We start from the raw sequence: 20,508 nt of genomic DNA, 5'->3' as shown, positions 1-20,508 counted from the left end.
CCCCGACGGGGTCCGGGCTTGTTCGTCTGAACCGTTCAACCCTTGGAGAGCTGTTGTGACCCGGTACGCCCTGCTCATCGCGCCCTCGTCGAACCGGGTGTACGCCGACGCCTCGGTCCGGCTCACCCAGGCCGAGCTCGCGATCTTCGCGCCCCGGCTGTCCACGCCGCCGGACGGGGTGGGTGAGCTGCGGCTGGGTGGGGTGCGCTACGTCGGGTTCGACGCCGAGTTGACCGGGGACGACGTGGCGCTGCTGGCCAACCTGTCGTCCATCTACGCCCTGTTCGCGATGGAGGGCGACGGCCTGCTGCGCCCGATCGAGCTGCGCCCGATGGAGCGGTACGACGACGACCTGATCACCATTCCGAAGTACGCCGGCAAGACCAACGAGCAGTTCACCAAGCTGCTGCTCAACGCCGCCGTGCTGGGCAGCGACGCCGGCCCGGCCATGCTGACCCGGCAGCTGACCGTGCTGGATCCGCTGTGCGGCCGGGGTACCACGCTCAACCAGGCGCTCATGTACGGGTACCACGGCATCGGCATCGAGGTGGACGGCAAGGACGTCGACGCGTACTCGGCGTTCCTGCGCACCTGGCTGAAGCGCAAGCGGATCAAGCACCATGCCGAGACCAACCCGGTGCGCCGGGACCGCAAGCTGGTAGCCCGACGGTTCGAGGTCACCATCGGCGGCGACCAGCGGCTGACCGTGTTCAACGCGGACACCACGAAGGCCCGCGACTTCCTCCGGGCCGGCTCCGCCGACGTGCTGGTCGCGGACGCGCCGTACGGGGTCGCCCACGTTCCCGCGGCGGGCGGGCGCAGCCGTGGCGTGTCCGACCTGCTGCGCTCCGCTGTACCGGTCTGGACCCAGCTGCTGCGCCCCGGTGGCACCATCGGCCTGGCCTGGAACACCTATCTGGCGCCCCGACCCGACGTGGCGGGCATCCTGGCCGACAACGGACTGACGGTGCTGGACGGGCCCGGGTACGACGATCTAGAGCACCGGGTCGATCAGGCGATCATCAGGGACGTACTGGTCGCTCGGAAGTGACCGCGCTACGGTCGAGGCGCGCGGCCATTGACAGCAGTCATCGTTGATCGGCCGCTCGGGGAGCGGGGCGACGCCCCGTGAAACTCCAGACCGGGAGAATGCCCATGTCGGAGCATTGGTGGTCGATCGAGGTCCTGGACGGTGTGTTCTCGGCGGAGCGGTGGCGCGAGGCACACGGCAACTCCCTCATCGAGGCGGCGGTCACGCACGGTGCCCTCGACTGGAACTGGGAGCGCCACTCCTGGGGAACCGTCTTTGAGATCGCGTTTCCGGACAGCGAGGCCTGGCTCGACTTCCGGAGGCTGCCGGCGGTGACGGCGGCGCTGGACGCGGTGCCGGATCCGATCAACGGTCTGATGATCTACCAGGGCCGGGGCGGCAGCTCGGGCTCCGGCGACCGTCGCCGGCCGAAGCCGCGGGTCGGCTCGGGGGGCGCCGAGGTGCCCAGCGAGCCGGAGCCGCTGATCGTCGCCCGCCCGCCCGAGGATCTGATCGGGCCGACCGACCCGCGCCCGCTCGACCAGCCCGTCGGCTGACCGGCCGGCGCCCCGCTTGAGCAGCCCGTCGGCTGGGCGGGCCGGCCCGGCCCGGCCGGCCCCGGCCGCCCGCCGAGGGATGCCGGACGTGGCACGGCGTGGCGCTGGGGCGCCGGCGCCGCGGCTTGGTGCGGCGCGCCTCGGCTTGGCTCGGGCGAGAACGGCACGCATGCCGGATTGAACGTTCCAACTCCCGGATGCCTCGGGTCACCCGGCCGCGGCGCCTCGCGCTCGGGTCGGTCGCGAGTGGTGCGGCGCGCCCGGGCGGCCCGGCCCGGAGTCCGGGCTCGACAGCGCGTAGGACTGCCGCTGGGCCGCGCGATGGGAGGCCGCCGCCGATACGAGGCAGCGCGCCGGCCGACGAACCGCTAGCCTCACTCAGCGTGTATACGGGAACGGCTCTTTTTGATCTTCTGCTGCCCGGCGACTCGCAGTCGTTGAAGACCAAGCGTTCGTACGTCAGGCCGATCATCGCCGCGCTCCGCAAGTTCGAGGTGTCCGCCGCCGAGGTCGGGGCATTGGATCGGCATGGACGGGCCGAGATCGGGGTGGCCGTGGTCGCCGCCGACACCGGCCACGTCCGGGAGGTCCTCGATGCCTGTGAGCGGCTGGTGGCCGGCCGCCCCGAGCTTGATCTGCTCTCGGTGAGGCGCCGCCTGCACGGTGACGACGAGTGAGTTCGACTTAGGTAATGTCTGAGTGTTCAGCAGCTAGTCCAGCGGAGGTGTGAGATGACGGATCCGGCACGGGTACGTCGACATGCGGAGCGCGTCCGGGAGCTCGTGGCCTCCGTCGTGCGTACCCAGATCAAAGATCCTCGCCTGGGCATGATCACGATCACCGACGCCCGGATCACCGCGGACCTGCGTGACGCCACGGTGTTCTACACGGTCCTCGGCGACGCGGACGAGCAGGCGGCCACGGCGGCGGCGCTGGAGAGCGCCAAGGGCCTGCTGCGCAGCACGGTGGGCAAGGCGTTGGGGCTGCGCCACTCGCCGACGCTCACCTTCGTCCTGGACAACGTGCAGGACCACGTCAAGCACATCGACGAGCTGCTCGCGGTCGCCCGGGAGTCCGATGCCGAGGTGGAGCGGCTGGCGGCCGGCGCCGAGTACGCGGGCGACTCCCAGCCGTACCGGTTGGAGGAGCCGGAGGACGCGGGCGAGCTCGAGGAGCTCGACGGTTCGCCCGATTCGACGGAGTTGCCGGATTCGGACGAGCTGCCGAACTCCGCCGCGCCTGGCGGGGAATCCCGGTGACCGCGGCGGCCCCGGCGGCGCCCCTGCGCGCCAGCACCGAGGACGAGTGGGCGGGCGCGGTCGAGGCCATCCGTCGGCTGCCGGCCGAAGGCACCATCCTGCTGGTCTGCCACGTCAACCCGGACGGTGACGCGCTGGGCAGCATGCTCGGCTTCGGGCTGGGGCTGCGCCAGCTCGGCCGCGAGCCGCTGGCCACCTTCCCGGCGCCGTACGAGCTGGTCCCGCCCTTCACCGAGCTGCCCGGCCTGGAACTGCTCATCGACCCGGCCGAGGCCCCGGCGGCACCGGACCTGCTGATCTGCTTCGACGCGGCCAGCATCGGCCGGCTCGGCGAGTTGGCCGACCGGCTCGACACCGCGAACACCAGCATCGTGCTCGACCACCACGCGTCCAACGCGAGGTTCGGCGACATCCCGCTCGTGGAGCCCACGGCCGCGGCCACCTCGGTCGTGGCGGAGTCCCTGCTGAGCCGGCTGGGCGTGACGCTCGACAAGGCCATGGCGGAGTGCCTGTACGTGGCGCTGGCCACCGACACCGGTTCGTTCAAGTTCGACCTGACCACCTCGGCCGTGCACGAACTGGCCGCCCGGCTGCTGGCCACCGGGATCCGGCCGGCGGAGATCTCCCGCCGGCTGTTCGACAGCCGGCCGTTCGGCGCCATGAAGCTGTACGGCGACGTGCTGGCCCGGGCGAGCCTGGAGCCGGCGGCGGCCGGCGGCGCCGGGCTGGTCTGGTCGTACGCGACGCTGGAGGATCTGGTCCGGCACGACCAGCGCCGGCACGTGCTGGAGGGCCTGATCGACGCTGTCCGGGTTGCCGAGGAGGCGGACGTCACCTGCGTCCTCAAGCAGGTCAGCGCGCAGGAGTGGTCGGTGTCACTGCGCAGCAAGGGCGCGGTGGACGTGGCGCGGGTGGCGGTCGGGCTGGGCGGCGGCGGGCACCGGCTGGCCGCCGGGTTCACCGGGCTCGGGACCCTGGCCGAGGTGGTCGACCTGGTGCGCGCCGCGCTCTGACGGCGCCACCGGCGGCGGCCGGCACGCTGCGCGCCCCGCCGTCGAGGGCCGGCGGCCGGAGGTCGGGTCGCCCCGCGCGCCAGCGCCACCGACCTGCGGTGCGGGCCACTGGTCACCCCGCGCCGGGGCGCGAACAATCGAATGATGGACCACCCCCGGGGCCTCGCGACACCCGCGTCACACGCGCGGGTTCGGCCGCGTACCCTGCTCGGGCTGCTGGTCCTGGCGGTGCTGGCACTGGTCGGCGGCGCGTTCCCGTCGTTCTCGCGGCAGGCCAACCTCTACGTGCTGGTGCTCGGCGCGGGGATAGCCTGGCTCGGGCTGTCTGGCCGGGTGCACCGGCGCGCCGACCCCGCCCGGCCGTCCCGGGCCGCGTTGTGGTGGCTGGTCCCGGCGCTGCTGCTGGCGGCCTTCGAGGTCGTCGATCTCCTCCTTGGATCGACCTATCCCCATCCAACCATGTCGAAACTGATGGATCCGGTACTCGATCACTACGGGGCCCGCTCCGCCGCGTACTTCGGCTGGCTGGCGGCCTTCTGGGCGATGGTGCGGCGATGAGCGGCGGGTGGTTGGCATGAGCCTGACCAGAACCGTGGCGATCGGCGCCTTTGTCGCGGGCTGGCTCGCGCTGGCCGCGCTGGAACTGCTGGCCCGTCGGGAGGGTTCGCGGCTGCCCACGGTCGGCCAGCTGTGCGGGTACGTGATGCGGTACCGGGCCGGGATCGTGCCGGTCGGGCGGATCGGGGTCTACGCGGTCTGGTGCTGGCTGGGCTGGCACCTGTTCGCGAGGTGAGCCCGAACACGAACGGTTTGGTTACGGGTGCTGTAGGTCACCTTAACGACCGTTCCAGAATCCGGGATCAATGTGCACTGCGTGGGACCTGAACGATAGCTTGGTTTTCAGATAAGCAGGGTCTACCGGCCCGTGCCAGCGCCGGCGGCCCCCTTCCGGAAACCCCGGACCGGGTGGCGGGCGATCGCGACGACAGCGCCGTTTCGGTCGGCGCGAGATTCGCGTAGTTGTCGATCCCCCCGGAAGGAACGCCATCATGCCCACGTCCACCGTGACGCGGCCCGCGCCCGCGCCTGCGCCGCGGACCGAGCCGCAGCCGTCCGACGACGAGCGCGAGCAGGCCCGCCGCGCACTGCAGACCTCCATGGACACCCGCCAGTAAGCCGTACCGGTCAGCTAGGCATTTCGCTCCTTACCCCGGTCATGCGATCATTGTTGCGTGACCGCGATGGCGGCCCCCTCGACATCGCGCCGGATAGCTGAACTCGCGCTCCCGGCGCTCGTCGTCCTCGCGGCCGAGCCGCTGTATCTGCTGGTCGACACCGCCGTCGTCGGGCATCTCGGTCGGGTACCGCTGGCGGCCCTCGCGGTCGGCGGGGTGGTGCTCACCTTCGCCTCCTGGTTCGGCACCGTCATCGCCTACGGCACCACCGGCCGCTCCGCGCGACAGTTCGGGGCCGGATCCCGTGCGTCCGCGGTCGCCGAGGGCGTCCAGGCATCCTGGCTGGCCTTAGGCCTCGGGCTGGTCATCCTGCTCGCCGCCCAGCCGTTGGCCGGGCCGGTGACCCGTACCCTCGCCGGCGGCGCCGGGGTGGCCGACTCCGCCGCGACCTGGCTGCGCATCGCGGCACTGGGCGTACCCGGCCTGCTGGTCGCGACGGCCGGCAACGGCTGGCTGCGCGGGGTGCAGGACACCCGGCGACCGCTGCGGTACGTGCTCGGCGCCAACCTGCTGTCCGTCGCGCTGTCCCCGGTCCTCGTCTACTGGCTCGGGCTCGGGCTGGCCGGGTCGGCCGTGGCCAACGCGGCCGCGCAGACCGTGTCCGGCACGCTGTTCGTGCGCGCACTGGTGGCCGAGCGGGCGCCACTGCGGCCCCAGCCCGCGATGATCCGCGCTCAGCTCCGGTTCGGCCGGGACCTGGCCGTGCGCGGGCTGGCGTTCCAGGCGTGCTTCCTGTCCGCGACCGCGGTGGCCGCCCGGTTCGGCGCGGCGGCGGTGGGCGCCCACCAGGTCGCCCTGCAACTGTGGAACTTCTGTTCGCTGGCGTTGGACGCCGTGGCGATCGCGGCGCAGTCGCTGGTCGGCGCCGCGCTGGGCGGGGGCCGCGTCGCCGAGGCGCGCTGGCTGGGGCGGCGGATCGCGGTGATCGGCCTGGTCTGCGGCGTGGCCTTCGGTGCCGTCATCCTGGCCGGGGCGCCGGTGCTGCCGCGGCTGTTCAGCTCCGACCCCGAGGTGTACCACCAGGCCATGCTCGCCTGGCCGTGGTTCGTCGGCATGCAGCCCCTGGCCGGCGTCGTGTTCGCGCTGGACGGGGTGCTCATCGGCGCCGGCGATGTCGGGTACATGCGCAACCTGACCATCGTCGCGGCGCTGGGCGGATTCCTGCCGATGATCTGGCTGGCGTACGGGCTGCGCCTGGGACTGGGCGGGGTGTGGGCCGGCCTGACCCTGTTCATCGTGATCCGGTTGGTGCTGCTGCTCTACCGGCTGCGCACCGACCGCTGGCTGGTGACCGGCACGGTGCGCTGATCCCTGCTCAGCAGGTGTTGGCGATGTCCAAGCTGCGGTTGGGGTCGAACATCGAGTTCGGGTCCTCGGAGCCGCCGCCGGTGTCCGGCTGCGGTACGCCGGGTGCGATCAGACCCTGGTCGAACTGGTTACAGTCCACATTGGACACATATGACTCCGACTGGTCCAGCCACAGGCCCCGGTCGGCACTGCTGACCTCCGCGCTGCTGGGCACCTCCCAGGTCACGTTGTCATGCACGATCACCAGGTTGTCGCCCGGCTGGCTGGCCGGCGCGTCGAACGCGTACACCCACACGTAGTTGGTGGTGATCTGGATCTCGTCCACCTCATTGCTGTTGGTGGTGGCCTTGAAGGTGGTCTGACCCTTGACCCTGGGCGGGGTCGGCAGCAGCCGGTGCCCGGACCCGATCTGGCTGGCGTACGTGGTGAACTTGTGGTCGTCGAACTGGCCACGCAGGTCGTCGCGCTCGGCGCTGGCGAACAGCGAGATGAACCCGTCGGCATCGTGCTGGGTCAGCATCCGGTCGTCGAGCCGGGCGGCGATGAGCGCCTGACGCACCTGGGCCAGGGCGTCCGCGACCTGCTGCCGGCTGAAGCCGGTGACGGCGGTGGCCTCGGGCATCACCAGCCCGGCGGCCCCGTCGGGGTAGGAGGCGGCGGGCGTGCCGTCGAACGGCGCGTCCGGGTTGACCCGTGGGGTGTTTGTGACCCGGGCGCCGGTGGTCGGGCCGGTGGTCGGGAAGGCCTGCACTCCCGTACCCCTGTCTCCGCGTACCACGGCGAAGGCCACGACGGCGGCGATGGCCAGGGCGGCGACCGCGATCCTGACCAGGATTATCTTTCCGACCCGGGCCAGCCCGGTGGACGGGCCGGACGCGACCCGTTGCGGCGCCTCCCGCTCGGGCGGGCCGGCCGGCCAGGCCGGCGCCGATGGATCCCAGACCGGCGGGGCCGGCTGCGGCGGGCCGGCGGGCCAGGCCGGCGCCGGCGGATCCCAGGCCGGCTCGGCGGGCTGCGGCACATATCCCGGCGGCGCGGTCTGGTGCGGCGCGGTCTGGTGCTGACCGGCCGGTGTCGCGTCCGGCCCCGCCGGCGCGTGCTGGGTCGGCTCGGCTGGGGCGGCGTCGGGCCGCGGCGACGGTGCGGTCGGATCCGGGAACACGAGAGGCCATCCTGATCGCGTGGGTCAACGGCCGCGATTGTCTCAGGTCACGTCGAATGCGGCGCACCCGTTCGGGCATGAAAGGGTGTGCCGGTGGAGCCGACTGGTCTGATAGTGGTGGACAAACCCGGAGGGATGACCTCCCACGACGTGGTGGCCCGGGTGCGCAGGCTGGCCAAGACCCGGCGCGTCGGGCACGGCGGCACCCTGGACCCGATGGCCACCGGCGTGCTCATCATCGGCGTCGGGCGCGCGACCAGGCTGCTCACCTACGTGATCGGGTCGGACAAGGTGTACCGGGGAACGATCCGCCTGGGGCAGTCGACCGTGACCGACGACGCCGAGGGCGAGGTCGTTTCGTCCGCTCCGGCCGACGAGGTCGGTGACGAGTCGATCCGCGCCGGCCTGGCGACCCTGACCGGGCGGATCTCCCAGGTACCCAGCGCGGTGAGCGCCATCAAGGTGAACGGACAACGGTCGTACGCCAGGGTCCGCGCCGGGCAGGACGTCGAGTTGGCGGCCCGGGAGATCACCGTGTCGCGGCTGGAGCTGCTGGCGGTGCGGCGGCTGCCCGGACTGATCGACCTCGACGTCGAGGTGGCCTGCTCGTCGGGCACCTACGTCCGGGCGCTGGCCCGCGACCTCGGTGCCGGGCTGGGCGTCGGCGGCCACCTGACCGCGCTGCGCCGCACCTCGGTGGCCGCCAGCACCCCGGACGCGACCGGGTTCACCCTTGCCGAGGCGGTCACCCTCGACGAACTCGCCGAGCGCGAGGACCCGATCACGCTGCCCCTGCCCGAGGCGGCGGCGCGGTTCTTTCCCCGGCGCGAGGCGACCGACTCCGAGGCCCGGGTCCTCGGGCACGGCGGCCCGCTCGGGCCGGTCGGCCTGGCGGGTCCGTACGCGGTCTTCGCGCCGGGCGGCGAGGTGCTGGCCATCGTCGCCGAGCGGGACGGCCGGGCCCGGCCGGAGGTCGTGCTGGCGCCGGCCGGCGGATGACTCGTGACCGTCGCCGGTTCGTCGGGGTACCGGGGCGGCCGGCGACGCCCGTACGATGAGCCGTTGCCCGGCGGCGGCCGCCCGGCTGGGTCCGCCGGCAGGGTCCGCCGGCAGGGTCCGCCCGCACGGTCGCCCGGCAGGGTCCGCCCGCAGGCAGGCATCCGGCGAGGAGATGAGCGGCATGGGTGTGCGCCACCGGCTGACGAGGCTGTCGGGCTCCTGCCTGGCGTTCGCGGTGCTGCTGACGCTGCCCGTCGGGTGCGGTGTCGCCTCGGCGCGGGCGGGTGCCACCTGGAGCGCGCCCCCGTCGGCCCGCTCGGCGACCCCCTCCGCGGCGGCGTCCACCCTGGCCGGCCGGACCGTGGGCGTGTCCGGCCAGCTGTCGCTCGGGCCGGTCGCCGGCAAGGTGATCGTCATCGACCCGGGGCACAACGGCGGCAACGTCAAACAGCCCAGGCTGATGGCCAGCCCGGTACCGATGGGCACCGGTGACAAGGCGTGCGACACCACCGGTACCGAGACCAACGGCGGGTACCAGGAGGCGGCGTTCACCTTCGACGTGTCCACCCGGCTGGCCGCCCTGCTGCGCGCGGCCGGCGCGAAGGTGATCATGACTCGGGACGACGACAACGGGGTCGGGCCGTGCGTCGACCAGCGGGCCGCCATCGGCAACGACAACCACGCGGACGTGGCCATCTCGATCCACGGCGACGGGGCGCCGACCAGGGACCACGGTTTCCACGTGCTCGAACCCGCCCGGGTCGGTGCCCCGTCCAATGCGATCATCACGCAGTCGCACCGGCTGGCCACGCTGATCCGGGACAACTACCGGGCGCGCACCGGCATCCCGCCGGCGAACTACATCGGCAAGGACGGCATCAACACCCGCGGCGACATGGGTGGGCTGAACCTCTCGGTGGTACCGAAGGTGATGGTCGAGTGCGGCAACATGCGCAACGCCGGCGACGCGGCCATGATGACCAACGCGACCGACCGGCAGCGGATGGCCGAGGGCTTCGCGGCCGGCCTGGCGGCGTACCTGACCCCCGCGGGCTGACGGCGGTCGCGGTCAGGCGATCGGCCCGGTCCCGGCCGGATATCCTGGTGCCGTGCAGCGATGGCGGGGGTTCGAGGCGGCGCCCGGTGGGTGGGGTCGGTCGGTCGTGACGATCGGTGTCTTCGACGGCGTACACCGGGGACACCAGGAGATCATCGGCTACACCGTCAAACGAGCACGTGACCTGGGCATCCAGTCCGTGGTGGTGACCTTCGATCCGCACCCCGCCGAGGTCGTGCGCCCCGGTTCGCACCCGGCCGTGCTGACCCCGCCGGGCCGCAAGGCCGAGTTGATCGAGGCGCTCGGGGCCGACGTGCTGTGCGTCATCCCGTTCACCCCCGACTTCTCCCGGCGCTCTCCCGAGGAGTTCGTGCACGAGGTGCTGGTCGAGCACCTGCACGCCGCCCTCGTGGTGGTGGGGGAGAACTTCCGCTTCGGCCACCGGGCGGCGGGCGACGTCGAGCAGCTGCGCCGGCTGGGCCGCAGCTTCGGCTACGCGGTGGAGGACGCGCCGCTGGTCGTCTCCGACGGACTGATCTTCTCCTCGACCTACATCCGGGCCTGCGTGGACGCCGGGGACGTCCGGGCGGCCGCCGCCGCGCTGGGCCGGCCACACCGGATCGAGGGCATTGTGGTGCGCGGCGACCAGCGCGGTCGCGAGATCGGCTTCCCGACCGCCAACCTGCTGTGCGCCAACCGCACCGCCGTCCCGGCCGACGGGGTGTACGCGGCCTGGCTGGTGCGCCGCGACCAGCGGTACATGGCGGCGGTGTCGATCGGGACCAACCCGACCTTCTCCGGGCGGGAGCGCCGGATCGAGGCGTACGCGCTGGACTTCTCCGGCGATCTGTACGGCGAGCGGCTGGCCCTGGACTTCGTCGCCCACCTGCGGGAGATGCGCACCTACGACAGCCTCCCCCCGCTGATCGCCCAGATCGAACAGGACGTCGCGGACACCCGGGCGATCCTGTCCTGACCCCCGCCCGCCCCGGCGCCGCCGACTTGCCGGGCACCTGCTGGGACGCCCGAACCCCTACTGATAATGTTGACCAGACGCCGGGTTACCGGCGTGGCTCCGCGTGCCTGCTCGACGCCGTGGGTGCGGGGCTGATGGGCACACCCACCGATAGGGAGACCATGGCGCTCGCCGCTGAACTCAAGACCAAGATCATGCAGGATTACGCGACCACCGAGGGCGACACCGGCTCGCCGGAGGTGCAGGTCGCGGTGCTGAGCAGGCGGATCTCCGACCTGACCGAGCACCTGCGCACGCACAAGCACGACCACCACAGCCGGCGTGGCCTGCTGCTGCTGGTCGGCCGCCGCCGGCGGTTGCTCAACTACCTGCAGAAGACCGACATCCAGCGCTACCGGTCGCTCATCGAGCGGCTCGGCCTGCGCCGATAGGCCAGTCGGGGGAAGCGGCCATGTCGCTTCCCCCGCATCAAAAGTCCAGGGCATCGGCCTCGACGAGGGGAGCCAGTCGGCGGGACGCCGCGTCGCGCGGTCGGCCGCCACGTGCACCGGTCCTCGGTAGTGGTCCTCGGGACGAGATGGTCCCGTGGACTTCGATCGAAGACCGGACGCCTGGAAGCTCCTCGAGGTCGTAGCCACGACCGAAGGAGTACGTCGTACACATGTCCGAACAAGACACACTAGGCACCGAACACAGCAAGGCGGTCATCGACAACGGGTCGTTCGGGACCCGCGAGGTGACCTTCTCCACCGGCCGCCTGGCCCGCCAGGCCGCCGGTTCCGTGATCGCGCAGCTCGGCGACACCGTCGTGCTGTCCACGACCACGGCCGGCAAGTCGCCCAAGGATCAGTTCGACTTCTTCCCGCTGACCGTCGACGTGGAGGAGCGGATGTACGCGGCGGGCCGGATCCCCGGCTCGTTCTTCCGCCGTGAGGGCCGCCCCACCGAGGACGCGATCCTCACCTGCCGTCTGATCGACCGGCCGCTGCGGCCGAGCTTCGTCAAGGGCCTGCGCAATGAGGTCCAGGTCGTCGAGACCGTGCTGGCGCTGGACCCCCGGCACCCGTACGACGTGGTGGCGATCAACGCGGCGTCGATGTCCACCAAGCTGTCGGGCCTGCCGTTCTCCGGCCCGATCGGGGCGACCCGGGTGGCGCACATCGAGGGGGTCTGGGTGTCCTTCCCGACCCACGAGGAGCTGGAGCGCGCCACCTTCGACATGGTGGTGGCCGGCCGGGTGCTGCCCGACGGCGAGGTCGCGATCATGATGGTCGAGGCCGAGGCGACCGAGCACACGGTGAACCTGATCGCGGGCGGTGCCACCGCCCCGACCGAGGAGGTCGTGGCCGGGGGCCTGGAGGCGGCCAAGCCGACCATCCGTGAGCTGTGCCGGGCCCAGGAGGCGCTGGCCGCGGTGGCCGCCAAGCCGACTGTGGAGTTCCCGGTGTTCCTGGACTACCAGGACGACGCGCTCGCCGCGGTGCAGTCCGCCGTGGGCGACCAGGTGGCCGAGGCGCTGCGCATCGCCGGCAAGGCGGAGCGCGAGGAGGCCCTGGACCGGATCAAGGACTCGGCCCACGAGCGGCTCGACGGCCAGTTCGAGGGGCGCGAGAAGGAGATCAGCGCCGCCTTCCGGTCGGTGACCAAGAAGGAGGTGCGGACCCGGGTCCTGCGCGACCAGATCCGCATCGACGGCCGGGGGCTGCGCGACATCCGGCCGCTGACCGCCGAGGTGCAGGTGCTGCCGCGGGTACACGGGTCGGCGCTGTTCGAGCGCGGCGAGACCCAGATCATGGGCGTCACCACGCTGAACATGCTGCGCATGGAGCAGGCGCTGGACACCCTGTCGCCGCAGAAGACCAAGCGCTACATGCACAACTACAACTTCCCGCCGTACTCGACCGGTGAGACCGGCCGGGTGGGTGCGCCGAAGCGTCGCGAGATCGGCCACGGCGCGCTGGCCGAGCGGGCCCTGATCCCGGTGCTGCCCTCGCGCGAGGAGTTCCCGTACGCGATCCGGCAGGTCTCGGAGGCGCTCGGCTCCAACGGCTCGACCTCGATGGGGTCGGTCTGCGCCAGCACCATGTCGCTGCTGTCGGCCGGCGTGCCGCTCAAGGCCCCGGTGGCCGGCATCGCCATGGGTCTGATCTCCGACGAGGTCGACGGCAAGACCGAGTTCGTCACGCTGACCGACATCCTCGGCGCCGAGGACGCGTACGGCGACATGGACTTCAAGGTCGCCGGCACCGAACAGTTCGTCACCGCCCTGCAGCTGGACACCAAGCTCGACGGCATCCCGTCCGACGTGCTGGCCGGTGCCCTGCAGCAGGCGCACGACGCCCGGCAGACCATCCTCGAGGTGATGGCCGACGCGATCACCTCGCCGGCCGGCATGTCGCAGTTCGCGCCGCGGGTCACCACCATCAAGATCCCGGTCGACAAGATCGGCGCGGTGATCGGCCCGAAGGGCCAGATGATCAACGCCATCCAGGACGAGACCGGCGCCGACATCACCATCGAGGACGACGGCACGATCTACGTCGGCGCGACGGACGGCCCCTCGGCCGACGCCGCGGTGGAGCGGATCAACGCGATCGCCAACCCGACCCTGCCGAAGATCGGCGACAAGTTCCTCGGCACCGTGGTGAAGACCGCCGCGTTCGGCGCCTTCATCTCGCTGCTGCCCGGCCGCGACGGCCTGCTGCACATCTCGAAGGTGGGCAACGGCAAGCGGGTCGACCGGGTCGAGGACTTCCTCAACGTCGGCGACAAGGTCGAGGTGCAGATCGCCGACATCGACCAGCGCGGCAAGATCTACCTGGACAAGGTGCGCCCGGAGGGCGAGGAGGCGCCGGAGGCAGAGGCGACCGCCGACCGTCCGGCCAGCCGGGACCGGGGCGACCGCGGCCCGCGTGACCGCGGTTCGGACCGGGGCGACCGGGACCGTGGCCCGGGCCGGGGCGTCGACCGTGGCCCGGCCACCGACCGTCCGGCCGGCGAGGGCTCCGGCGACGACTCCGGTGAGGCCGGCGGGGACGACGAGGCCCGCCGTCGCCGTCGGCGTCAGCGCTGACCGCGACCGTGCCAGAACGCGACAAGGCGCCGGGTAGGGCGCGGGCCACCAGGGCCGTCACCACCACGCTCGACGCCGACCCGCTGGGCGGTACGGTACGCCGTACCGTGCTGCCCAGCGGGCTCCGCGTGCTGACCGAGGCGATCCCGACGATGCGCAGCGTGTCGTTCGGGATCTGGGTGGCGGTCGGCTCGCGGGACGAGGCGCCCAAGCTGTCCGGCGTCTCGCACTTCCTGGAGCACCTGCTGTTCAAGGGCACCGCCCGGCGCAGCGCCCTGGACATCGCGGCGCAGATCGAGGCCGTCGGCGGGGAGACCAACGCGTTCACCACCAAGGAGTACACGTGCTACTACGCACGGGTGCTCGACGCCGACCTGCCGCTGGCCATCGACGTGATGTGTGACCTGGTGGCCTCGTCGGTGCTGGCCGAACCGGACGTGGAGACCGAGCGTGGCGTGATCCTGGAGGAGATCGCCATGCACGACGACGAGCCCGACGACGAGGTGCACGACCTGCTCACCTCGGCGATCTACGGCAACCACGCGCTGGGTCGGCTGATCTCCGGCACCGCCGAGACGGTCAGCGCGATGACCCGCCGTCAGATCCTGGACTTCTACCGGCGCCGGTACGTGCCGGCGAACATTGTGGTGGCCGCCGCCGGCAACCTCGACCACGGCGTCGTGGTGAAGCTGGTGCGCGACACCATGCTGGGTAGGGGCGAGGACGCCAACCCGGCCCCGTACCGCTCGCCGAGCGGGCGGGTGCCCGCCAGGCCGGCCACGGTGACGGCCAGGGACAAGGAGACCGAGCAGGCGCACCTGGTCCTCGGCTGCCCGGCCATCGCCCGCACCGATGATCGGCGCTTCGCGCTGAGCGTGCTGAACAACGTGCTCGGCGGCGGGATGTCCAGCCGGCTGTTCCAGGAGATCCGGGAGAAGCGTGGCCTGGCGTACTCGGTGTACTCGTACACCACCCAGTACGCCGACGCCGGCATGTTCGCGGTCTACGCCGGCTGCGCCCCCGGCAAGGTGGACGAGGTGCTCGCGCTGACCCGTGCGGAGCTGGCCCGGGTGGCCGCCGACGGGTTGAGCGAGGACGAGGTGGCCCGGGGTCGGGGCATGGTCAAGGGCTCGCTGGTGCTCGGTCTGGAGGACACCGGGTCGCGGATGAGCCGGCTGGGCAAGGGCGAGCTGCTCTACCCGGAACTGCTGTCCGTCGACGAGCTGCTGGCCAGGGTCGACGCCGTGACCGTCGAGCAGGTCCGGCAGGTCGCCGCGCAGGTGCTGTCCAAGCCGATGTCGCTGGCCGTGGTCGGCCCGTTCGACGAAGACCACTTCTCCGTCTGAGTCACCGTCTCACCAGCAGGCTGACCATCCCCTGATCCTTGGCCCAGGTCGCGGTCACCGCGTACCGCGCGCGCAGCGCGTGCATCTTGGAGGTGGCGGCGTCGATCGGGTGGGCCGGGCTCACCGGGGTCACCAGCCAGATCCGCGGGGTGGTACCCAGGCACGCGGCGACGTCGGCGCATTCCTGGGCGTCGAGCGAGCCGAGCCGGCCGGCGTCGCGAGTCAGCAGCAGGTCGCGGGGGGCCGCGTCCGGTGCCGTCCAGGAATGCCGGGCCAGGTAGTGCTCGACGGTCGGGCGTAGCGACCACGCGAAGTCGCCGAAGACCAACCCGTCGCCGGGTGCCACGTTGGCCTCGATCACGCCCGCCAGCCCGCGCGAGTCCGGCGACGAGTGCGACTGGCGGGCGAGGATCTGTGCCGGCAGCGCCTCCACCGCGATCAGGGCCAGCACCACCGTCGCGCGCAGCGCCACCCGGGGGAGCGTGCCCGCGGACGGGCGGGCCGGGGCGGTCACCGTACCGGCGGCCAGGATCGCCAGCGGCCCGAGCGCGAAGGTGCCGTACCTCGGCACCCAGACCGGTACGGCCAGCGACACGAGCAGCATCAGCCCCACCGGTACCACGGCGAGGACGACAAGCTCCGCCGCGGTACGGCGACGCAGTACCACGGTGGCCACCAGCGCCAGGCCGACCAGCAGGAAGGCCACCTGGGCACTCTGCACCACCTGCTCCGGTGCCGCCGCCACGTCACGCCAGGTGGGTGAGGTGACCCAGGCGAGCTGGACCTGCTGTTCCCGGGCGCCCAGCACGGCCAGCGGGGCCAGCGCGACGGCCGTCACCGCCGAGGCGGGCAGCGCCCGCAGCAGTGCCCGGTCCCGCCCGGCGTACCAGCGCCCGGCAACGATGATCAAATGCGCGACCAGCACCGTGGCGGCCAGGATGTGCACCACCCCGGCGGCCAGCAGGAACCCCGCGTACCAGCACCAGCGGCGCCACGACGGCCGCTCGACGGCCCGGTACAGGCTCAGCGTGGCGAGCGTGGCCAGCGCGAAGGCCAGGGCGTACGGCCGGGCCTGCGCGCTGTAGTAGGACAGCGCCGGAATCGCGGCGCAGATCAGCCCGGCGACCAGGCCGGTGGCCGGGCCGATCAGGCGTCGGCCCAGCTCCGCGACCAGGCCCACGCCCAGCGCCATGGCGATCAGGGACGGGGCCCGCAGGGCGAGGTCGGAGGAGCCGAACACCCTGGTCCAGAAGTGCAGGAACAGGTAGTACGGGGCGATCACCCCATCGACGTGGCCGGCCAGCCCGAGGATCTCGGGTACCGGCCGGCCGGACGCCGAGACGGTGGCGCCTTCGTCCCAGTCCAGCGACACCGCCGTGAGCCGGTACCCGCCCACGGCCAGCATCGCCAGCGAGCCGGCGAGGAAGGGCAACCACGCGGGCAGGGTGGGCCGGGGCGGGGACGGTGACCGTGCGGGCTCGTCTTCCGGCGGCCCCGGTGGGGTCTCCTCGACGGTCCGGCTAGTCGACACAGAGTTACATTTTACGCCAAATCAGTGACTGGGTGTGTCCAGACTGGCCGACTCGCCCGTGGTCTTCGGGCCCGCCAGGCGAGGCAGCAGCAGCGCGAGGCCCCCGGCCACCAGGGTCAGCAGCGCCTCGACGCCGCTGGTCAACGACTCCGCGTGGCCCGAGGGCGAGGTGGCCACCTGGCTCAGGTACAGGGTGCCGAAGGTGGCCACCCCCACCACGTTGCCGAGCTGGGTCACCGTGGTGAGCAGGCCGCTGGCGTCCGCCGCGTCGCTGGGCGCCACGTGGCTGAGCGCCACCGTCAGCAGGGGTGAGAACGCCGCCCCGAAGCCCAGCCCGAAGATCACCTGGGAGATGTAGAACAGGGTTCCGGGCGCGTCGCCCGACCGCACCGACAACAGCAGCAGCACCAGGCTCAGGGTGCCGACGAACAGCCCGGTCGGGATCATGCGGTGGTACGTGTGCGGCGGCATCCGGCGCCAGTTCAGGCTCGAGATGGCGAAGCAGACCGCGCTGGGCACGAAGGTGAGGCCGGCGCGCAGCGGGCTGAAGCCGAGCCCGGACTGCAGGTGCAGGGCCAGCGTGAACAGGAAGCCACCGTACGAGGTCATCAGCGCGAAGATCGTTATTACGGCGGTGATCATGCCGGGGGAGCGCAGCACCCGGCCCGGGATCAGCGGGGAGCGGGCCCGGCGTTCGACCGCCACGAAGACGGCCATCAGCACCGCGGCGCCGGCCAGGCACAGCCAGCCCCACAGCGGCCAGCCCTCCTCGTGCCCGAAGACCAGCGGCACCACGAACCCGAGCACCGCCAGTGACAGGACGACCAGGCCCGGCAGGTCGAGGCCGCGTCCTGGCTCGCCGTGATCGGTGGGCAGGGCCCGCAGTCCGGCGATCAGCAGCACCACACCGATCGGGACGTTGATCAGGAATACCGGCCGCCAGCCGGTGCCCCAGAGGTCGGCGCTGACCAGCACGCCGCCGACCACCTGGCCGGCGATCGCACCGCCGGCGATCACCGCGCCGTACAGGCTCAGCGCCCGCATCCGCTCGCGGCCGTGGAACTGGCGCTGGATCAGGCTGAACACCTGCGGAATCATCAGCGCCGCGCCGGCGCCCTGAACCAGCCGGAAGCCGATCAGCATCCCGGACGAGCCGGCCAACCCGCACGCCAGCGAGGCGGCGGTGAACAGCGCGAGGCCGCCGAGGAACAGCCGCCGGTGACCGAGCCGGTCGCCGAGCCGGGCGCCGGTGATCAGGAGCATGGCGTACGCGATCGTGTAGCCAGTGATGATCAACTGCAGTCCGCCGCTGCTGGCGTGCAGGTCGGTGCGGATGGTCGGGGCTGCGACATTGGTCACCTGCACGTCCAGGATGGCCATGAACTGACCGACGAGCAGGATCGTTAGGAGTATGCCGGAGCGACGCCCGGTCGACTCTCCGGAGGATCGTCGGCGGGTGTGCGTCCCGCCGGGTGATGTCGCGATCGTTTGGCTCATGACATCAAGGATTAACAACTCCGCGTAATCATGGGGAGAGCCCCGTGATCCTGGTACCAGCGGCACCCGGCAACTGGTACCGGGCCGCCGAACAATGGAGGGATGACCATGACCCAGGCCGGGGGGCGCCGCGTCGATCTGGCGCAGTTCCTGCGCAGCCGCCGGGCCCGGATCTCACCCGCCGACGTCGGCATCCCGGGCGGCCTGCGCCGCCGCACCCCCGGACTGCGCCGGGAGGAGGTCGCTCAGCTCTCTGGCGTCGGTGTGACCTGGTACACCTGGCTGGAGCAGGGTCGACCGATCAACGCGAGCGTCCAGATCCTCGACGCCGTCGCCCGCACCCTGCGGCTCGACCAGGCCGAGCGGCAGCACCTGTACCGGCTGGCCGAGGTGCCCACGGTCGCCGAGGAGCAGCAGGGCGAGGGCCTGCACCCGGAAGTACAGACGGTGCTGGACAACCTGTGCCCGCTGCCCGCCGCGGTCTACAGCGGCCGCTACGACGTGCTCGCCTGGAACCGCAGCTACGCGGCGTTGGTGCCGGACATGGTGGGCGTCGCAGCCTGCGAACGTAACGTGCTGTGGCAGATGTTCACCGTGCCCGACTGCTGCTCCTCGATGGCACAGACGGAGGTGGAGAAGCCCCGGTTGGTGGCCACCTTCCGGGCGGCGTTCGCCCGCCACCTCGGCGAGCCGTCCTGGACCGGGTTCATCCGGCGGCTGGCGGCGGCCAGCCCGGAGTTCGCGCGGATGTGGGCGAACCACGACGTGGCCGGCCCGGGGACCCAGACGAAGGTCTTCCAGAACGTGATGGGGCGGCCAATAGCCACCGTTTCGACCAGCTTCGCCGTCTCCGCCACCCCGGAGGCCCGGATGGTGGTCTACACCCCGATCGACGACGATGCCAGGAGCCTGCTCGAACGGGTGACCGCCTACCCGCCCACCGAGGCCGGCTGCCCGGCCCACCGGCACCCCGCCCCGGTATCCGTTGCCCCGGTTTCCGATAAGTTGAGCGCGTGAATGACGAACGCGAACCGATTCGGGTAGGAATCCTCGGCGCCCGGGGCCGGATGGGCACCGAGGCGTGCCGCGCCGTCGACGCGGCCGACGACCTGGAACTGGTGGCGATGATCGACCAGGGCGACGGGCTGTTCAGCGCCTCGGACGCCGCGGCCGAGGTCGTTGTGGACTTCACCACGCCGGACGCGGTGATGGACAACCTGCACTGGTGCATCGAGCAGGGGATCAACGTGGTGGTCGGCACCAGCGGGTTCACCGAGCACCGGCTGGAGCGGGTGCGTTCCTGGCTGTCGCACAAGCCGCAGGTGGGTGTGATCGTCGCCCCCAACTTCGGGGTCGGTGCGGTGCTGATGATGGAGTTCGCGGCGCGGGCCGCCCGGTTCTTCGAGTCCGTCGAGATCATCGAGCAGCACCACCCCAAGAAGGTGGACGCGCCGAGCGGAACCGCGCTGAACACCGCATCGGTGATCGCGACGGCCCGGGTCGAGGCGGGGCTGGGCGAGATGCCCGACGCGACCAAGGACCAGCTCGACGGGGCGCGAGGGGCGCTGGTCAACGGGGTGCACGTGCACTCGGTACGGGCGACCGGGCTGGTGGCGCATCAGGAGGTGCTGTTCGGCACCGTCGGCGAGACGCTGACCATCCGGCACGACTCGTACGACCGGGCGTCGTTCATGCCCGGCGTGCTGCTGGCCATTCGGTCAGTCGTGAGCCGCCCCGGGCTCACCGTCGGCCTCGGCGCTCTCCTCGATTAGGGACACGTGCAGCCGCAGTTGCGGAACGAGCAGGTCGTCTACGTCCAGTGACCGGGCGGCTCCGTCCGGTTGCCATCCGGCGCTGCTCAGGAAGCCGCTCATCGCCTTGTCCTGCTCGTACGCCCAGGCCACGGCGGTGGTGAAGCCGGCGTCGCGCCACAGGTCCACGCCGGCGGCGAGCAGCCTGCTGCCGTGCCCGCGTCGGCCCCACCGCGGCTCCACCAGCAGGTCGGTGATCGCGACCGCGGTGTCCCCGAGCGCCTCCGCCGGCTCCTCGGGGGCGAGCGCCAGTTCGTCCGGCGGCCCGGCCGCGAGGAACCCCACCAGGTAGGATTGATCGGCTTGCTCCACGGCCACCAGCACGTGGTGCCGGTCCGACGGCGGGTTGGTCACTGCCTCCCGCCACTGCTGCGCCATCCAGTCCTCGTCGAGCTGGTCGAGGACATGCTTGGGCAGCAGCCGACGGTACGCGGTGCGCCAGGTCGACAACTGGATTCGTGCGATCTCGCCAGCGTCGTCGGGACGGGCCGGCCGGACGTACCCGAGCGCCATGGGCTTAGCCTACGGGGGCGTGCGGGCGGAGATCGCCCGGGCTGCCGTGTGCCGGACCAGCGGTCTGTCGGCGGCCGAAGTTTCCGCGGGTCGGGGTCGGGCGGCCAGGCGGTAGGAGCACGCCGTGGTGAGGCGGCGGGC

21 protein-coding genes are annotated in these 20,508 nt (G+C 72.0%); 17 read left to right on the top strand and 4 right to left on the bottom strand.

All coding sequences use genetic code 11. The features are described 5' to 3' along the window. The first annotated feature begins 55 nt into the window (after nucleotides 1–55). The 9 genes from ABEA87_RS08765 (at nucleotide 56) to ABEA87_RS08725 (ending at nucleotide 6,402) form a co-directional block, all read left to right on the top strand. Nucleotides 56–1,051, top strand: coding sequence for a TRM11 family SAM-dependent methyltransferase (locus tag ABEA87_RS08765; RefSeq protein WP_345627753.1), 996 nt, complete (start codon nucleotides 56–58; stop codon nucleotides 1,049–1,051). Between the two features lie 104 nt (nucleotides 1,052–1,155). Next, a complete protein-coding gene (locus ABEA87_RS08760) occupies nucleotides 1,156–1,587 on the top strand; it encodes a hypothetical protein (protein ID WP_345627751.1) in 432 nt (143 codons plus the stop codon). A gap of 383 nt (nucleotides 1,588–1,970) precedes the next feature. Next, nucleotides 1,971–2,264, top strand: a complete 294-nt coding sequence (locus ABEA87_RS08755; protein ID WP_345627749.1) for a DUF503 domain-containing protein — start codon at nucleotides 1,971–1,973, stop codon at nucleotides 2,262–2,264. A 54-nt stretch (nucleotides 2,265–2,318) separates the two neighbouring features. Further along, entirely contained in the window at nucleotides 2,319–2,846 is a 528-nt protein-coding gene (rbfA, locus tag ABEA87_RS08750) for a 30S ribosome-binding factor RbfA (protein ID WP_345627747.1), read from the top strand. Then, complete coding sequence (locus ABEA87_RS08745) at nucleotides 2,843–3,859, top strand: DHH family phosphoesterase (RefSeq protein WP_345627745.1); 1,017 nt, start codon at nucleotides 2,843–2,845, stop codon at nucleotides 3,857–3,859. Before rbfA ends, ABEA87_RS08745 begins: the two co-directional genes overlap by 4 nt. 144 nt (nucleotides 3,860–4,003) lie before the next feature. Next, entirely contained in the window at nucleotides 4,004–4,417 is a 414-nt protein-coding gene (locus ABEA87_RS08740; RefSeq protein ID WP_345627743.1) for a hypothetical protein, read from the top strand. Between the two features lie 16 nt (nucleotides 4,418–4,433). Continuing rightward, nucleotides 4,434–4,652 (top strand): DUF6186 family protein, encoded by a 219-nt coding sequence (locus ABEA87_RS08735; RefSeq protein ID WP_345627741.1) that lies wholly within the window; start codon nucleotides 4,434–4,436, stop codon nucleotides 4,650–4,652. A gap of 256 nt (nucleotides 4,653–4,908) precedes the next feature. Further along, nucleotides 4,909–5,034 carry a hypothetical protein gene (locus tag ABEA87_RS08730; RefSeq protein WP_345627739.1) on the top strand — a complete coding sequence of 42 codons (126 nt, stop codon included), beginning with the start codon at nucleotides 4,909–4,911 and terminating at the stop codon, nucleotides 5,032–5,034. Between the two features lie 66 nt (nucleotides 5,035–5,100). Beyond that, nucleotides 5,101–6,402 (top strand): MATE family efflux transporter, encoded by a 1,302-nt coding sequence (locus ABEA87_RS08725; RefSeq protein WP_345628181.1) that lies wholly within the window; start codon nucleotides 5,101–5,103, stop codon nucleotides 6,400–6,402. A 7-nt stretch (nucleotides 6,403–6,409) separates the two neighbouring features. Here ABEA87_RS08725 and ABEA87_RS08720 read toward each other — a convergent pair whose 3' ends face one another. Beyond that, nucleotides 6,410–7,564, bottom strand: coding sequence for a hypothetical protein (locus tag ABEA87_RS08720; RefSeq protein ID WP_345627737.1), 1,155 nt, complete (start codon nucleotides 7,562–7,564; stop codon nucleotides 6,410–6,412). 93 nt (nucleotides 7,565–7,657) lie between these two features. Here ABEA87_RS08720 and truB point away from each other — a divergent pair, with 93 nt between their 5' ends. From truB to ABEA87_RS08690, 6 genes are all read left to right on the top strand, one after another. Then, nucleotides 7,658–8,563: a tRNA pseudouridine(55) synthase TruB gene (gene truB / locus ABEA87_RS08715; protein ID WP_345627735.1), complete on the top strand. Its 906-nt coding sequence runs from the start codon at nucleotides 7,658–7,660 to the stop codon at nucleotides 8,561–8,563. 181 nt (nucleotides 8,564–8,744) lie between these two features. Next, nucleotides 8,745–9,620, top strand: a complete 876-nt coding sequence (locus tag ABEA87_RS08710; RefSeq protein WP_345627733.1) for an N-acetylmuramoyl-L-alanine amidase — start codon at nucleotides 8,745–8,747, stop codon at nucleotides 9,618–9,620. Between the two features lie 52 nt (nucleotides 9,621–9,672). Beyond that, nucleotides 9,673–10,596, top strand: a complete 924-nt coding sequence (locus ABEA87_RS08705; protein ID WP_345627731.1) for a bifunctional riboflavin kinase/FAD synthetase — start codon at nucleotides 9,673–9,675, stop codon at nucleotides 10,594–10,596. Between the two features lie 161 nt (nucleotides 10,597–10,757). Next, the gene (gene rpsO / locus ABEA87_RS08700; RefSeq protein WP_345628179.1) at nucleotides 10,758–11,027 is read left to right on the top strand and encodes a 30S ribosomal protein S15; all 270 of its coding nucleotides are present in this window, start codon (nucleotides 10,758–10,760) and stop codon (nucleotides 11,025–11,027) included. A 230-nt stretch (nucleotides 11,028–11,257) separates the two neighbouring features. Next, nucleotides 11,258–13,669, top strand: a complete 2,412-nt coding sequence (locus tag ABEA87_RS08695) for a polyribonucleotide nucleotidyltransferase (RefSeq protein WP_345627729.1) — start codon at nucleotides 11,258–11,260, stop codon at nucleotides 13,667–13,669. An 8-nt stretch (nucleotides 13,670–13,677) separates the two neighbouring features. After that, nucleotides 13,678–15,015 carry a M16 family metallopeptidase gene (locus ABEA87_RS08690; RefSeq protein ID WP_345627728.1) on the top strand — a complete coding sequence of 446 codons (1,338 nt, stop codon included), beginning with the start codon at nucleotides 13,678–13,680 and terminating at the stop codon, nucleotides 15,013–15,015. A gap of 1 nt (nucleotide 15,016) precedes the next feature. On the opposite strand, the gene ABEA87_RS08685 is transcribed toward ABEA87_RS08690, so the two are convergent. Together ABEA87_RS08685 and ABEA87_RS08680 are read right to left on the bottom strand one after the other, a co-directional pair. Further along, entirely contained in the window at nucleotides 15,017–16,546 is a 1,530-nt protein-coding gene (locus ABEA87_RS08685) for a glycosyltransferase family 39 protein (RefSeq protein WP_345627727.1), read from the bottom strand. Nucleotides 16,547–16,567: 21 nt separating this feature from the next. Continuing rightward, nucleotides 16,568–18,043 (bottom strand): MFS transporter, encoded by a 1,476-nt coding sequence (locus tag ABEA87_RS08680; protein ID WP_345627726.1) that lies wholly within the window; start codon nucleotides 18,041–18,043, stop codon nucleotides 16,568–16,570. Nucleotides 18,044–18,145: 102 nt separating this feature from the next. Here ABEA87_RS08680 and ABEA87_RS08675 point away from each other — a divergent pair, with 102 nt between their 5' ends. After that, nucleotides 18,146–19,060, top strand: a complete 915-nt coding sequence (locus ABEA87_RS08675; protein ID WP_345627724.1) for a helix-turn-helix transcriptional regulator — start codon at nucleotides 18,146–18,148, stop codon at nucleotides 19,058–19,060. Beyond that, a complete protein-coding gene (gene dapB, locus ABEA87_RS08670) occupies nucleotides 19,057–19,815 on the top strand; it encodes a 4-hydroxy-tetrahydrodipicolinate reductase (RefSeq protein WP_345627722.1) in 759 nt (252 codons plus the stop codon). Before ABEA87_RS08675 ends, dapB begins: the two co-directional genes overlap by 4 nt. Here the strand turns inward: dapB and ABEA87_RS08665 are convergent. After that, nucleotides 19,762–20,367 carry a GNAT family N-acetyltransferase gene (locus tag ABEA87_RS08665; protein ID WP_345627721.1) on the bottom strand — a complete coding sequence of 202 codons (606 nt, stop codon included), beginning with the start codon at nucleotides 20,365–20,367 and terminating at the stop codon, nucleotides 19,762–19,764. The genes dapB and ABEA87_RS08665 overlap by 54 nt on opposite strands. Nucleotides 20,368–20,508: the final 141 nt, after the last annotated feature.

Origin of the sequence: Rugosimonospora acidiphila, from assembly GCF_039543385.1 — a bacterium.
Classification (GTDB): Bacteria; Actinomycetota; Actinomycetes; order Mycobacteriales; family Micromonosporaceae; genus Rugosimonospora; species Rugosimonospora acidiphila.
The sequence above is the reverse complement of the archived record's forward strand: the minus strand, read 5'-3'. Positions and strand labels throughout refer to the sequence as shown.